Raw genomic sequence first — 13,636 nt, forward strand, 5'->3', positions numbered from 1 at the left:
GCTCCCATCGGCAGCTGAAACGACCGGCGCCCATCGCGGCGCGGGAGGTGTTCATGTCCCATGATCTTGCCTTGCCAACTGTGTTTGTCGACCGTACCCAGGCTGGACGTTGCCTGGTAGAGCCACTGGCCCGGTATGCCGGCAGGCCCGACGTGATCGTGCTTGCACTGCCGCGTGGTGGTGTTCCGGTGGCCTATGAAGTCGCGACTGCCCTCAACGTTCGCCTGGACCTGCTGATGGTGCGCAAACTCGGTATGCCGTTTCAACCCGAGTTCGCCATGGGGGCGATAGCCAGCGGCGGAGTAACCTTCCTCAATGACGACATGTTGCGGGCCTATCCGGTAGATCGCGCGGTGTTCGACGCCGTGGTTGCCAGGGAAACCGAGGAACTGGCGCGGCGCGAGCGGGCTTACCGGGGAGGGCGGCCAGCCCAGCAACTCAAGGATCAGGTGGTGATTCTCGTTGATGACGGCCTGGCGACCGGTGCCACGATGAGGGCGGCGATACAGGCTGCACGAGCCCAGTCACCGGCGCGAATCGTCGTCGCCGTCCCGGTCGCACCGCCAGAAACGCTCGAAGCGCTGTACGGTGAAGTGGATGAGCTGGTGTGCCCGCGTGTGCCTGAGCGGATGGTCTCGGTTGGCTATTGGTACCAGGATTTCCCGCAGACGTCGGACGAGGAAGTCATGACGCTCATGGGGCAAGCTGATCAGCAAGCACTTTGCCGGAGTGCCCCCCATGACTGAGCGCAGGGTTGAAATCCGCACGCAGACTGATAGAGCTTCGCCGAGGCTCATACACCAAATGGATAGGTTTCGTCCTCAGGCTCAAGGTGCTGTTGTTTCGGCAAGGGCAGGGCAGTCACTGGCTGGGTCTGTTCGAACCAGAGCAGCGCATCGAACTGCTCGGCCAGCACCGCCTCGAAGTAGTGGCTCAGCCGTTCGCTCTCGGGGCGATAGATGACGCCGATGGCGCGTTCGAGTAGCGCCGTGGACAACACATGGCGCAACGCCTTGCGCTGTGGGTCGCGCCAGTCGCTCAGGCTGGCTGGCACGCCTGCGAGGCGGAACTGGTGCTCCCAGCTGTCGCTGCGCGAAGGACGGATTTCCTTGATCTGCATGTCGCCGTCCCAGTCATCGGCGGCGGCCACCTGGCCGCGGTCGGTGGCCATGCCGATCAGCACCGCGTCGTGCCCGAAAGCGCTGCGGCAAAGCTGGCCGATGGTGAACTGGCCTTTCCAGCCCATTTCCGTGGCTCCGGCATTGCCGATGTGTGAATTGTGTGCCCAGACCACGGCCTTGGCGTGGGGACCACGGTGTTCCAGCAGTGCGCGCAAGGTATCGAACATGTGCCGGTCGCGCAGATTCCAGGAAGCTGTCGAACCTCGGTAAATGGCGCGGTAGTACTGTTCCGCAGCGATGATTACACGGGCGTTCTGCGTTGCGTTGAAGAAGGCTTCATCATTGCGGACAAGCCCTGACAGTTGCTCGGCGAGCATGACATTCAACTGCTGGATCACCGGTTGCTCACAAGGCATGAAGCCACCGCGCTCGACAAAGTGCCCGTACAGCGCGGGGTCGTCCTGCCAAGGCGTCAGGCAACCGTAACGGCGGCGGGCTTCATGGGCCAGATGCGGATCGACCCGGTCCAGATAGGCCAGGACTTCATGGATGGAATTGCGCAGGCTGTAGACATCCAGGCCGCGGAATTCCACGCGGTGGTCGGTGGGCAGCAGGCGGTTGTGCCCGTGAAGCCATTGGGCGAAGGCTTTGACTTCGCTATTACGCCACATCCAGGTAGGAAAACGGCTGAAAATATGGCGTTTCCACGCCGAGTGCGCCAAGCCTCGGACGTACTGATCGACATGCCCGGCATCCGGCCAGTCAGCCTCGACAGCAACGATGTTGAAACCATGCTGTTCGATCAGGCGCCGGGTGATCGCCGCGCGGGCGCGATAGAACTCACTGCTGCCGTGGCTTGCCTCGCCCAGCAGGATGACGCGCGCGTCAGCATAGCGGTCGAACAGCGCTGCGAATGCCGGCGTATCCAGGTCCGGCAAAGGTTCGGCGTACTGATGAAGCACCGGGGCAATATCGGCAGTGTCGACCTGATACTGCTTGCCGTAGAGTTTTTCCATCAATGTCTTCGAAGGGCCGCTCATGGAGAGCCTCCCGTAATCGGGCCGCCGCGCATTGACCCGTCAGTGCGACGGCCCAGGGTTCAGATCAGGGAGAGCCGGTGGATGACCTGGCTGGGATCATCCGGGTCAGCGACGGTGGTGAACCCCGCCGCTTTGGCCAGCTCGCGCATCGCTTGGTTGGCTGCTGCATCAACCGAATACATCTGCCGCAAGCCCTTGGCCCGGGCATGGTCGACCAGGTGCTTGAGCAGCAGGCGACCCAAGCCATGGTGCTGCCAGCTGTCCATGACGGTAACGGCACACTCGCACTCGTCCTTGCCGCTAGCAGTGGCGTAGCGGGAAATGCCCACTTCCTGCAATTCGCCATCCACGTGGGCAAGGGCGACGTAAGCCGCCTGGCGATCCTGGTCGACCTTCATCAGCTGGTCGAGCATGGCTTCACCGGGCTCCCTGAGCTGGCACAGGAAGCGGAAATGCCGCGATTCGGGCGACAGCCGTTCGATGAAGGCTTTTTCGCGTTCTCGGTCCTGGGCTTGCAAGGGCCTGATCAATACGTGAACGCCGTTTTCAAGGGCTTCGATCCAGTATTCACCCGAAGGTTTTGGGAACGAAGGCGTTTTATGCTCACGGGAAGTCTCGGCGGGCGCCATGGCAATGTCCTCTGTGTCGAATGAACAAGGAAGTTCAGTTTCGGCAGCGGGCCCATCGCTGACTTGACAGTTGTCAATTGCTTCCCACATGACTTGTCAAACCGATAGAAAAAAGCGGGTATAGCCGGGGATAGCGTCCGACCCTTGGTCGGACAGACCGCTAACGTTTAGTGGAACCGCTAACTTCAATAGATACACGCCTGCAAAAAAGCAGAGGCATCATCATGTCAGGCCTTGCGGAAATGGGAGCAAAGCTCCAGGTCAAGTGCCTTGCGTGCTCGTTGAGCCGGCTTTGCCTGGCAGCCAGCCTCAGTGCCGACGAAGTGGCCAAGCTGGAGCGAATTGTCCGCCGTAACCGGCCGCTGAAGCGGGGTGAGTACCTGTTCAAGGCCAATGAACCCATGGAGCACTTGTATGCCTTGCGCTCCGGGGCGATCAAGAATTTTCTGCTCGATGCCGAGGGCACCGAGCGGGTGACCGGCTTTCTCCTACCGGGGGAAATGCTCGGGCTGGACGCTATTGGTGCCAGTTGTTACCGAAGCTTTGCCGTTGCCCTGGAAATCTCGCTGGTCTGCGCCATCAGGCTGGACCAACTGGTGGACCTGTCCGGCCAGATTTCAGGGCTGCGCTATCAGTTGCTGCACATGCTCAGCCTGGGGATCCAGGGCAAGGACGAGCACCTGCGCTGCTGCCATGGGCGTGCCGAACAGCGGTTGGCGATCTTCCTGCTGGGCATGTCCGCGCGTTACCAGGCGCGAGGCTTGCAGGCTGATGTGTTCAACCTGCCCATGTCCCGTGGTGATATCGCCAACTACCTGGACCTCACTCAGGAAACGGTCAGCCGACTGTTCAGCCGTTTCGTCCATGCAGGTTTCATGCTGTGCGCCGGGCGCGAGGTCAGGCTCATCGACATGCAAGGCCTGGTCAACCTGACCCGCCTGGAGGAGCCCACTTGAGCGCGGCAAGCACCCGGTCATAGCGTTGCACAGGCCAGCTTTCGGGGGAGTGCCCCACCCAGATCGGGCGTGACACATGGTCTGTGCGTATCCAGATACGCTGCGCGGCTACGCCAGTTTGCCAGCACAACCGTGCCACTTGGCGCGCCACCTGTGGCGGCGCGCAACAGTACACCGTGTCCGGGCGGAAAGTGGTCAGCAAATGCCTGGTCTGCCACCAGCCACTGCTGTAGTCACGCGACAATGGCGACAGTGCCGACAGCCAGGTTCGACAATCGTCCGGCAGCAGTTCGGCCGCAATGCCGTCATGTGACAGCTGCAATTGTAACCAGGGCAGCCAGCAGCGAATCTCATCCAGCGCACCCAACAACGGCAGCAGGCCGTCGGCGCGACTGATGGCCAGCAACCTTGTGCTTTGTAGGGGCAACGGCCAAGCGCTGCCAAGCGGCCCGGAATAGTCGAGCAGCTCCCCCGCACGGCCCACGGGCTGCGCGCTCTGGGTGCTGACGATAAATTGCCCGGCCACGCCAGGTAGGGTCACGTAACTGCACGGCCAGCACTCGGTACGACCACTGAGCACGCAGTACTGGCCAGCCATTGCCTCGCCGCATGGCTGGCTGCAAAGGGCCAGGCGCACGAATTGCTGGATGCCCAGGCCGGGCAATGTCTGGAGCAAGCGAACGCTGGCACCCTCGCGGTCCATGACTGCCTCGCACTGTAAGGATGACTTGCTGTAATCAGCCTAGACCGTGGGCAATCCGGCACTTTGATCAGGATCAAATCAGCGGGCGGCAGGGACTTCACGTTGTTGATAAAGGTCAAATGGGCTGCTGCCCCACGGCGCATGATCGAAGCGTCTCCCTGGGAGGCATTACTCATTCGAGGAGGACGCCATGTCAGAAGTTGCCAAGAAAGTGCCTGCTACCCCCGTCACAACCCAGCCAACCAAAGCTTCGCCGCCAAGCGTCGAACCTTCGGAGTTGTGGCGGCCCTTCCAGCAATTACGCCGTCAGATCGACAGCCTGTTCGAGGATTTTGGACGGCGGCCGATGCGCATGCCGTTCAGCCAAACACCGTTCGATGTCGAACCTTTCTGGCGGCGTGACCTGTTCACCCACGGCATGCCGGCCATGGACATCAGCGAGCTTGCCGAGGAGTACCGCATCAGCGCCGAGTTGCCTGGCGTGGACGACAAGGATATCGAGATCAAGCTCGTCAATGGCAACCTGTTGATCCGCGGCGAGAAACAGGAAGAAGTGGACGAAAAACGCAAGGCATATCACCTGTCCGAGCGCCATTACGGCAGCTTCGAACGGGTTTTCCAACTGCCCCGTGAAGTCGACGCCGAGAAGATCAACGCCCAGTTCAACAAGGGCGTGCTGCTGGTGCACCTGCCCAAACGCGCCGAAGCCATCCATCCGGAAAAGGTGATTCCGATCAAGAGCGGTAAATGATCACCCACCCTCACTGCATCGAGGAGCAAGGAGGCTCCGCCTGTGGAGGTAGCACATGATGTCCATTGGCAAATACTGCAAACGGGACGTGGTCACCGCACTACCCGGTATCTCCATCTATGCCGCGGCGCGCCAATATCCGACGCATTCCGGTCGTCGATGATCTCGGTCTGCTGGTCGGAATCGCCACGGCGGACGACCTGATGGGCCTGCTGTCGGACCACCTGTACGAACTGTCACTGCTGATCCGTCAACAGAGCCGGCGGGAGGAAGATCTTCGCGGCGAAGACCTTTGAGCGCCCCGTGCGCGATGACGAAAGGAGGCTGGCATGAGTGATTTCCCCGGTACTGAAGAGCTCGAAAGCCTGGACGCCTATTGGCGGGCGGCGAACTACCTCACCGTTGGCCAGATCTATCTGCAGGGCAATGCCTTGTTGACCAGGCCCTTGACCTTGGCCGATGTCAAACCGCGGCTGCTGGGCCACTGGGGGACGTCCCCGGGGCTCAACCTCGTCTATACCCATCTGAACCGGTTGATTCGCCAGTACAGCCTCAATGTGCTGTTCGTCACGGGGCCTGGCCACGGCGGTCCTGCCCTGGTCGCTCAGGCATACCTCGACGGTACCTACACCGAGCTCAACCCATCGGTCGAGCGCAACGCACTTGGAATGGCCAGGCTCTTTCGGCAGTTTTCCTGGCCTTATGGCATTGGCAGCCATGTCGGCCCCCATGTGCCTGGCTCCATTCACGAAGGGGGCGAACTGGGCTATTCGCTGGCCCATGCCTATGGTGCCGCCCTGGACAATCCGCAACTGATCGTGGCGTGCGTCATTGGTGATGGTGAGGCCGAAACCGGGCCACTGGCTGCCAGCTGGCACTGCAACAAGTTCCTCAACCCCGCCCGCGACGGCGCGGTGCTGCCCATCTTGCATCTGAACGGTTACAAGATCGCCAACCCCAGCGTGCTGTCGATGATCAGCGAGGAGGAGCTGACCAGCCTCATGTATGGCTATGGCTATGATCCGTATTTTGTCGAGGGTGACGAGCCGATGGAGGTCCATCGCGCGTTGGCCAGGACGCTGGATGTCATCTACGAGAAGATCAGCCAGATCCAGCGCCTCGCGCGGTATGCCGAAGACCCGCAGGTGGTCGACAGGCCCTTGTGGCCGGTGCTGATTCTTCGTACCCCCAAAGGGTGGACGGGGCCCAGGTACGTGGATGGGCAACGCGTAGAGGGCACCTGGCGGTCCCATCAGTTGCCGTTGGCGGACCTTGACAAACCGCCGCACCTGATGCAGCTGCAACAATGGCTGGAAAGTTACCGCCCCCATGAGCTTTTTGACGCACAGGGTACGTTGTTGCCTGAGCTGGCCGCGCTGACCCCAACTGGCCGGCGACGCATGAGCGCGAACCCCCATGCCAACGGCGGTCTCTTATTGCGGGCCCTGGATTTGCCGCACTACGCCGATTACTGCGTGCCGATGCCGGGCCCTGGTCAGGTGCGGGCCGAGGCGACCAGAGTGCTGGGTGGTTATGTACGCGATGTCATGAAGAACAGCCTTGCGTCGCAGAATTTCCGCCTGTTCGGCCCTGACGAAACGGCGTCCAACCGTCTGGATGCGGTATTTGAGGTGACCGACAAGGTGTGGCTGGATGCTCGGGCCAGCGATGATAGACACCTTTCGGCACAGGGGCGGGTCATGGAGATCCTCAGTGAGCACATCTGCGAGGGCTGGCTTGAGGGGTACCTGCTGACGGGCCGCCATGGCCTGTTTTCCTGTTACGAAGCTTTCATCCATATCGTCGATTCGATGATCAACCAACATGCCAAATGGCTCAAGACAGCTGCCGAGGTGCCGTGGCGCAAGCCGATCGCCTCATTGAATATCCTCCTGACTTCGCATGTCTGGCGGCAGGACCATAATGGTTTCTCGCACCAGGACCCGGGCTTGCTCGACCTGCTGGCAAACAAGAAGGCCAATCTTGCGCGGATCTATCTGCCACCTGACGCCAACTGCCTGTTGTCGGTGGCTGAGCATTGCCTGCGCAGCCGTGGGTACATCAATGTGATCGTTGCCGGTAAGCAGATGGAGTGGCAATGGCTCGATTGCGAAGCGGCCGCCGTGCACTGCCAATCAGGTATCGGGCGCTGGGGCTGGGCCTGCCATGATGACGAGATGCCCGAGGTGGTGCTTGCCTGCGCGGGCGATGTGCCGACACTGGAGGTACTGGCGGCGGTTACACTGCTGCAAGAGCAGGCTCCAGACGTGCGTGTGAGGGTGGTGAATGTCGTTGACCTCATGGCGCTGCAACTGTCGCAACAGCACCCTCACGGGCTGTCCGACAGCGATTTCAACGGGCTGTTTACCGAAGATCGACCGGTCATCTTTGCCTTCCACGGCTATCCGGCGCTCATCCACCGCCTGATCTACAAACGCGCCAATCCGCAACGGTTTCATGTCCGGGGCTTTCGCGAAGAGGGCGCAACCACCACGCCATTCGACATGGCAGTCATCAACAATCTGGACCGCTACCAGCTGCTGCTCGATGTGTTCGAGCGCGTGCCACGTTTGCAGCCCCAGCTCGAACAGGCCCGCGCCCGCTATTGGGCCACGATGGAGAAGCACAAGCTCTACCTCATCGAACATGGCGAAGACATGCCTGAAGTTGCGCAATGGCGCTGGACATCAGCGTCGCGCGCCTGAGTCCGCCTTACTTGGCCTTCCAGTACTTCTGCATTTCCAGGAACAGGAACGAGGCGGTCCAGGTGATCAGCACCAGGCCCGTCAGCGCCTGCAGGCCGGTGAGGTACTTGAGGTGGCCAGTGGGGGCGATATCGCCGAAGCCTATGGTGGTGTAGGTGGTGAAGGAAAAATACACGCAGTCCAGGAAACTGCCGTCGAAATTGCCGCTGAGCGTACCCCAGCCTGGGGCATGGGCCATCAGGTAATAGGCCAAGGCAAAACACCACACCTCCAGGGCATGGGCCAGCAGCGCGCCGAACACGCCTGCGACGATGCGAAAGCGGCTCCAGAGCTTGAGCCGAGGTAGCCAGTCATTCAGGCGCAGCAGGCATTCGTAATGAATGATCACCACCAGGATCACCACCAGCATATTGATCAGCGTGACAAAGAGCATCGCAGGTACCCTGGCCAGGATCGGCGGTTCATTTCGTGGCATCGACCAGCACATAGGTGGCGGGCTCATTGGCTTGCGGTTGCAACGCCGGGAATTCTTCGGGGGTGATGGTCTCCTTGGCCAGCAACAGACGCGCGCCTGCATCCAGGTCGTCGCGGCGCTGCTCCAGCAAAGCCCGGGCGCGGCCATAGGCTTCTTCGAGCAAGCCGCGGACAGCGAGGTCGATCTCGCGCGCGGTTTGCTCCGAGTAGTCCTTGCGCTCCTGACGCAACAGCGAGTCACCCAGATAGCCGGCTTGCTGGCGCTCAAGGACCGCCTGGCCCAGTACCGGGCTCATGCCGAAGCGGGTGACCAGCTGGCGGGCGATATCGGTGGCGCGCCCGAGGTCGTCGGCGGCCCCCGTGGAGACCTGGCCGAACACAAGGTGCTCGGCGGCGCGCCCGGCCATCAGCACGACAAGGCGGTCACGCAGCATCTGCGTGCTGATCAGGTAGCGGTCATCGGTCGGCCGTTGCAGGGTGTAGCCCAGTGAACCCGCGGCGCGGGGAATGATCGACACCTTGTGCACCGGGTCCATCGCCGGCAGGCTACTGGCGGCCAGGGCATGGCCCATTTCGTGGTACGCCACCACTTGGCGCTCGTCGCTGCGCAATACGCTGCCTTTGCGCTCGATGCCCGCCACCAGTCGCTCGACCGCAGCGGTGAAGTCCTGCAACTCGACCCACTGGCTGGACCGCCGGGTGGCAACGATGGCAGCCTCGTTGACCAGGTTGGCCAGGTCGGCGCCCGTCAGGCCCGGGGTGATCTCGGCAATCCGCTCGCAGTCCAGGTCGTTCTTGTAGATGATCTTGTGCAGGTGGACTTTCAGGATCGCCAGGCGGCCCTTGCGGTCGGGCCGGTCGATGAGAATCTGCCGGTCGAAGCGCCCGGCACGCAGCAGCGCCGGGTCCAGTACTTCCGGGCGATTGGTCGCTGCCAACAGCACCACGCCTTCCCGTGGGTCGAAGCCGTCGAGCTCGGCGAGCAACTGATTGAGGGTTTGCTCTTTCTCGTCATTGCCGCCAAAGCTGCCGACGCCGCGCATCTTGCCCAGGGCATCCAGCTCATCGATGAAGATGATGCAAGGCGCCGCTTGGCGGGCCTGGTCGAACAGGTCACGCACCCGGGCGGCACCCACGCCCACGAACATCTCCACGAACTCCGAGCCGGAAATCGAGAAAAATGGCACCGCCGCTTCCCCGGCGATGGCCTTGGCGACCAGGGTCTTGCCGGTGCCGGGTGGGCCTACCAGCAGCGTGCCCTTGGGCACATGGGCGCCAAGGCGCGCATACCACGCCTTGTTTTTCAGGAAGGACACGATCTCGGTCAGCTCGCCCTTGACGTCGTCGATACCGGCCACGTCGGCGAAAGTCACCTGGGTGTCGTGTTCGACATAGACCCGCGCACGCGACTTGCCCACCCCCATCAACCCGCCCAACCCCTGTTTCTGCCCCAGGCCATGAAACAGGAAGTACCACAGCGCCAGCATCATCAACAGCGGCATCAACGCGCCCATCACGGTCGCTACCGTGTTGTCCTCGACGACGCCAGAGAACGCGACTCCAGAGCGTCCCAGTTGCTCGCTCAGAGCCGGGTCGACGCGAACGGTGGAGAATACCGAGTGGCCATCGATCGGCTCCTGCAGCCTGCCGAGGATCCGCTCGTGCTCGATATGCAGGTCGCTGACCTTCTGCTGATCGAGTAGTTGCAGGAACTGGCTGTAAGGAATGGCTTGCACGGCCGGCTGGCTGAACAGGCCGAACTGCACGGCAGCGAGCACTGCCAGGCCAACTGCCAGGAGGTAGAGCGTCCAGGGCTTATCCTTGTTCATGGCCATCTGTCCTCGGCGCGGCGGCGCTAGGCGATCAACAGATAATCTTCGACCTTGCTGACGCCCGGCACCGACCAGGCCGCACGCTCGACCACTTCTCGCTCGCGCAGCAAGTGCACCTTGCCTTCCAGCTTGACCACACCACCGTCGACCGTGACGCGGATGCCTCCGGCCTCGATTTCGGCGCTGCGCTTGAGTGCGTCCTCGATGTGGCGCTTGATATCGACCACGTCGGCCCGGGCTTTGAGGGTGATGCGGTTGTGTACGCCAACCACACCCGACAAGCGCCAGATTGCCTGTTCGATCACTTCCTTCTGGTATTGCCAATCGAGCTGGCCTTCCAGGGTCACCGTCCCTTTTTGCACGGTGACCTGGATGCCCTCCACGTTGGCGTCCGAGCTCCAGGCGATGATGTTCAGGGCACGGCTGGCAATCGTGTCGTCAGCGGTACCTTCGAGCTTGTTCAGGCGTACCTCTATCTCCTCGGCCAGGCCGCGCACGCCTTTCATGGCCTTGACCGTGCGCTCGGCACTGACTTTCTGGGCGTAGCTGTTGACGTGCCCGGAGAGGGTCACCACGCCGTTCTGCACCGTCACACCGATGCTGGCTGCATTGATATCGGGTTTGAATTCCAGCTCTTCGAGCACAAGGTCTCGCAGGTCAAGGTCGTTCATGATCGGCTCCGGTAGCAGATAGGGTAGGGGCGGTGCCCTGAGTCTTTGTTTCTACCCTTGTGCCCCCCAGCGCGATTGATAAAGGTCAAACCGGGTGAACAGGCCGGTCGCGGTTGACAAATGTCAGGCGTGCGGCGCACGCCGCCATCGATACTTAGCGTGTCCTGGCCATGCACGAGGGTACCGACATGCGACGTTATGTGCTTTGCGGGTGGGCAAGCCTGTTGCTGGTTACCGCGTCCGGCTGCACGGCGTGGCGCGCCCAGGAATACGATGCGCGCCTGGAATCAGCGGAGAACAACGCCGCCACCGCAAGGTTGCGCGCCGATCAAGTGTGTTACCGCATCGATCTGGTCGAGCAGACCGCCAACGAGGCCCTAAGGCGGGCAACCCAGGCTCAGGAGGAAGTGCAGCAACTGCGCCAGCAGGCCAGACGCAAGTAGCCCGCCATGCCACGTCGATGGCTCGACCCCGCACTGCTGGTGGTCTGCACGCTGGCCCTGCTGACTGGCGGCGTGGCCTATGCGGCGCAGCGGCCTGCCTGGGCCGCGCTGGTCTGGGCAACTGGTGGCCTGGTCATGGCCGGGGTCCTGGCGGTGGAAATGTTCAGGCGCCTAGCCCGGGGTGAGGCGGGTATCGACCTGATTGCATTGCTGTCGATCACCGCCGCCCTGGCCCTGGAGAACATGCTGGTGGCTGCGGTGGTCGCGCTGATGCTGGCCACTGGCCGAGCACTTGAAGCGTTCAGCGTGCGTCATGCCGAGCGCGAATTGCGGGCGCTGATCGATCGAGCGCCGCAACGTGCCTGGATCCAGGAGCAAGACGGGCTGCGCGAAGTTGCGGTGGATCAGGTCAGGCCAGGGCAGGCCGTGCTGGTGCGCCTGGGTGAAATCGTGCCCGTGGACGGGCGCCTGCAGAGTCCCCAGACCACCCTGGACGAGGCGGCGCTGACCGGGGAATCGTTACCCATCACTCGTCATTGCGGCGAGCCGGTGGCCAGCGGGGTGTGCAACGCCGGCGCGCCGATGGTGCTGGTGGCCACGCAGACTGCGGCACAAAGCACCTATGCCGGCATCGTGCGGCTGGCCGAGGCGGCACGCCAGTCACGGGCGCCCTTCGTGCGCCTGGCTGACCGCTACGCGCTGGCGTTCATCCCGCTGACGTTGCTGATCGCCGCGCTCGCCTGGTGGGCCAGTGGCGACCCGCAACGCGTGCTGGCGGTGCTGGTGGTCGCCACACCTTGCCCCCTGATATTGGCGGTGCCGATTGCCGTGCTGTCGGGCATCTCGCGAGCGGCGCGGCGTAGCATTCTGGTGCGCGATGGCGCGGTACTGGAGGCGCTCGCCGGGATCCGCCAGGTTTTTCTCGACAAGACCGGTACCTTGACCAGCGGCCATGCTCGGCTGCAATCGATCGAGCTTAACGGGGAGGGCGCGCCGCTGCAGATCTTGCAGTGGGCCGCGTCATTGGCCCAGGCATCCACCCACCCGATCGCTCGGGCTATTGTCGACGCGGCCCTCGCGCGGGGCCTGAGCCTGGCGGCGCCGCAACAGGTGCAGGAGGCGCCAGGCCAAGGGTTGGCCGGCCAGGTACAAGGCAAAGCCGTGCGCTTGGGGCTGCTGGCTTACGTGCAGCAGGGCAGGGATGCGGGCCCTTGGGCACAAGTGTGCTTGCAACAGCTGGACTATCTGGCCAGCAGTGGCAGTTTCGTAGCCGTGGACGGTGAATTGAAAGCGATGCTGCGGCTGGCCGACGATGTGCGTCGGGAAACCCCTCAGACCCTGCGCCGGCTTCGAGCCCGCGGCATCGACCAGATTGTCATGCTGACTGGCGACCGCCCCCAGACGGCGCAAATGATCGCGCTGACAGCGGGTATCGATGCGCTTCACTCTGGCCTCTCACCGCAGGACAAGGTCCGCCTGGTGCAGGAAGGTTGCCGAAAAGGTCCCACGCTGATGGTCGGGGATGGCATCAATGATGCGCCAGCACTGGCTGCCGCCGATGTCGGGGTTGCCATGGGCGCGTCCGGCGTGACTGCTTCGGCACAGTCAGCCGGCGTGGTCTTGCTGGTCGACAGGCTGGATCGTCTGATCGAAGCGCTCGACATCGCCCGGCACACCGTGCACATCGCCCGGCAAGGCGTGTGGGTGGGCATGAGCCTCTCGCTGCTGGCCATGCTGTTCGCTGCGGCCGGCTACCTGCCTGCGGTGATGGGGGCGGTACTGCAGGAAGGCATCGACCTGTTGATCATCCTCAACGCCCTTCGCGCCCTCGGCCCGGTTGCGGGCGATGGCCACAACGGGTTGCCGACCGAGAGCCTGCAGCGCATGCAGGACGAGCATCGACAACTGGACGGGGTGTTGACCGACCTGAGCCAGATGGCGCGGGACTTTGCCAGCCGCCCTGCGGAGCAGGCGCGGGCCGACCTCGGGCGCCTGGTCGCCGCCCTGCATGGCTCGCTGGAGCGCCATGAGCGGGACGACGAGCAGCAGCTGTACCCCCTGTTGAGCCGCTACATGGGAGGCGAGGATCCGCTCTCGCCGCTCAGCCATACCCACCGGGAAATGTTCAGGCTGATCCATTTGCTGACGCGCATGAACGAGGATTTCGCCCAGGCCGCCGCCAACCCGAGCGCCGACGAAATCCAGCACCAACTCATACGCCTGGATACCTTGGCAAAACTGCATTTCGACCAGGAGGAGGCCTTGTACCGTTACCTTGACCAACATTGAACACCGCTGCGGGCATTTGCAC

At 62.7% G+C, this 13,636-nt stretch carries 13 protein-coding genes; 7 read left to right on the top strand and 6 right to left on the bottom strand.

The features are described from left to right. Positions 1-53 precede the first annotated feature (53 nt). Positions 54-746 (top strand): phosphoribosyltransferase, encoded by a 693-nt coding sequence (locus V6093_RS04495; protein ID WP_004374568.1) that lies wholly within the window; start codon positions 54-56, stop codon positions 744-746. Between the two features lie 47 nt (positions 747-793). On the opposite strand, the gene V6093_RS04500 is transcribed toward V6093_RS04495, so the two are convergent. Continuing rightward, complete coding sequence (locus tag V6093_RS04500; protein WP_144000130.1) at positions 794-2,161, bottom strand: erythromycin esterase family protein; 1,368 nt, start codon at positions 2,159-2,161, stop codon at positions 794-796. Positions 2,162-2,220: 59 nt separating this feature from the next. Then, positions 2,221-2,790, bottom strand: coding sequence for a GNAT family N-acetyltransferase (locus V6093_RS04505; protein ID WP_004374572.1), 570 nt, complete (start codon positions 2,788-2,790; stop codon positions 2,221-2,223). A 224-nt stretch (positions 2,791-3,014) separates the two neighbouring features. Here V6093_RS04505 and V6093_RS04510 point away from each other — a divergent pair, with 224 nt between their 5' ends. Next, positions 3,015-3,746, top strand: coding sequence for a cyclic nucleotide-binding domain-containing protein (locus tag V6093_RS04510; RefSeq protein ID WP_406669717.1), 732 nt, complete (start codon positions 3,015-3,017; stop codon positions 3,744-3,746). On the opposite strand, the gene V6093_RS04515 is transcribed toward V6093_RS04510, so the two are convergent. Continuing rightward, positions 3,715-4,449, bottom strand: a complete 735-nt coding sequence (locus V6093_RS04515; protein ID WP_017148343.1) for a hypothetical protein — start codon at positions 4,447-4,449, stop codon at positions 3,715-3,717. The two genes, V6093_RS04510 and V6093_RS04515, sit on opposite strands and share 32 nt — an antisense overlap. 190 nt (positions 4,450-4,639) lie before the next feature. Between V6093_RS04515 and V6093_RS04520 the strand changes: the two genes are divergently transcribed. The 3 genes from V6093_RS04520 (at position 4,640) to V6093_RS04530 (ending at position 7,905) form a co-directional block, all read left to right on the top strand. Further along, complete coding sequence (locus tag V6093_RS04520; RefSeq protein WP_265979136.1) at positions 4,640-5,200, top strand: Hsp20/alpha crystallin family protein; 561 nt, start codon at positions 4,640-4,642, stop codon at positions 5,198-5,200. Between the two features lie 119 nt (positions 5,201-5,319). Next, positions 5,320-5,496 carry a CBS domain-containing protein gene (locus V6093_RS04525; protein WP_019751521.1) on the top strand — a complete coding sequence of 59 codons (177 nt, stop codon included), beginning with the start codon at positions 5,320-5,322 and terminating at the stop codon, positions 5,494-5,496. 33 nt (positions 5,497-5,529) lie between these two features. Next, positions 5,530-7,905 (top strand): phosphoketolase, encoded by a 2,376-nt coding sequence (locus tag V6093_RS04530; protein WP_274083532.1) that lies wholly within the window; start codon positions 5,530-5,532, stop codon positions 7,903-7,905. A 7-nt stretch (positions 7,906-7,912) separates the two neighbouring features. On the opposite strand, the gene V6093_RS04535 is transcribed toward V6093_RS04530, so the two are convergent. The 3 genes from V6093_RS04535 to V6093_RS04545 are packed head-to-tail and all read right to left on the bottom strand — an operon-like array spanning position 7,913 to position 10,882. Next, on the bottom strand, positions 7,913-8,338 hold the full coding sequence (locus V6093_RS04535; RefSeq protein ID WP_088513168.1) for a potassium channel family protein: 426 nt from the start codon (positions 8,336-8,338) through the stop codon (positions 7,913-7,915). 28 nt (positions 8,339-8,366) lie between these two features. Beyond that, positions 8,367-10,208 carry an ATP-dependent zinc metalloprotease FtsH gene (ftsH, locus tag V6093_RS04540; RefSeq protein ID WP_019751520.1) on the bottom strand — a complete coding sequence of 614 codons (1,842 nt, stop codon included), beginning with the start codon at positions 10,206-10,208 and terminating at the stop codon, positions 8,367-8,369. Between the two features lie 26 nt (positions 10,209-10,234). Then, positions 10,235-10,882, bottom strand: coding sequence for a BON domain-containing protein (locus V6093_RS04545; RefSeq protein ID WP_019751519.1), 648 nt, complete (start codon positions 10,880-10,882; stop codon positions 10,235-10,237). 188 nt (positions 10,883-11,070) lie between these two features. Between V6093_RS04545 and V6093_RS04550 the strand changes: the two genes are divergently transcribed. Next, a complete protein-coding gene (locus V6093_RS04550) occupies positions 11,071-11,325 on the top strand; it encodes an outer membrane lipoprotein OprI (RefSeq protein WP_265979305.1) in 255 nt (84 codons plus the stop codon). A 6-nt stretch (positions 11,326-11,331) separates the two neighbouring features. Then, positions 11,332-13,614, top strand: a complete 2,283-nt coding sequence (locus tag V6093_RS04555) for a heavy metal translocating P-type ATPase (protein WP_406669718.1) — start codon at positions 11,332-11,334, stop codon at positions 13,612-13,614. The last annotated feature ends 22 nt before the right edge of the window (positions 13,615-13,636 follow it).

It is taken from the genome of Pseudomonas putida group bacterium ESBL64 (assembly GCF_045277175.1).
GTDB classification, from domain to species: domain Bacteria; phylum Pseudomonadota; class Gammaproteobacteria; order Pseudomonadales; family Pseudomonadaceae; genus Aquipseudomonas; species Aquipseudomonas alloputida.

Coding starts and splice junctions, on each gene's coding strand:
- ftsH (WP_019751520.1), bottom strand. CDS start 10,208: ATGAACAAGGATAAGCCCTGGACGCTCTACCTCCTGGCAGTTGGCCTG.
- V6093_RS04525 (WP_019751521.1), top strand. CDS start 5,320: ATGCCGCGGCGCGCCAATATCCGACGCATTCCGGTCGTCGATGATCTC.
- V6093_RS04495 (WP_004374568.1), top strand. CDS start 54: ATGTCCCATGATCTTGCCTTGCCAACTGTGTTTGTCGACCGTACCCAG.
- V6093_RS04515 (WP_017148343.1), bottom strand. CDS start 4,449: ATGGACCGCGAGGGTGCCAGCGTTCGCTTGCTCCAGACATTGCCCGGC.
- V6093_RS04550 (WP_265979305.1), top strand. CDS start 11,071: ATGCGACGTTATGTGCTTTGCGGGTGGGCAAGCCTGTTGCTGGTTACC.
- V6093_RS04545 (WP_019751519.1), bottom strand. CDS start 10,882: ATGAACGACCTTGACCTGCGAGACCTTGTGCTCGAAGAGCTGGAATTC.
- V6093_RS04555 (WP_406669718.1), top strand. CDS start 11,332: ATGCCACGTCGATGGCTCGACCCCGCACTGCTGGTGGTCTGCACGCTG.
- V6093_RS04535 (WP_088513168.1), bottom strand. CDS start 8,338: ATGCTCTTTGTCACGCTGATCAATATGCTGGTGGTGATCCTGGTGGTG.
- V6093_RS04505 (WP_004374572.1), bottom strand. CDS start 2,790: ATGGCGCCCGCCGAGACTTCCCGTGAGCATAAAACGCCTTCGTTCCCA.
- V6093_RS04520 (WP_265979136.1), top strand. CDS start 4,640: ATGTCAGAAGTTGCCAAGAAAGTGCCTGCTACCCCCGTCACAACCCAG.
- V6093_RS04500 (WP_144000130.1), bottom strand. CDS start 2,161: ATGAGCGGCCCTTCGAAGACATTGATGGAAAAACTCTACGGCAAGCAG.
- V6093_RS04510 (WP_406669717.1), top strand. CDS start 3,015: ATGTCAGGCCTTGCGGAAATGGGAGCAAAGCTCCAGGTCAAGTGCCTT.
- V6093_RS04530 (WP_274083532.1), top strand. CDS start 5,530: ATGAGTGATTTCCCCGGTACTGAAGAGCTCGAAAGCCTGGACGCCTAT.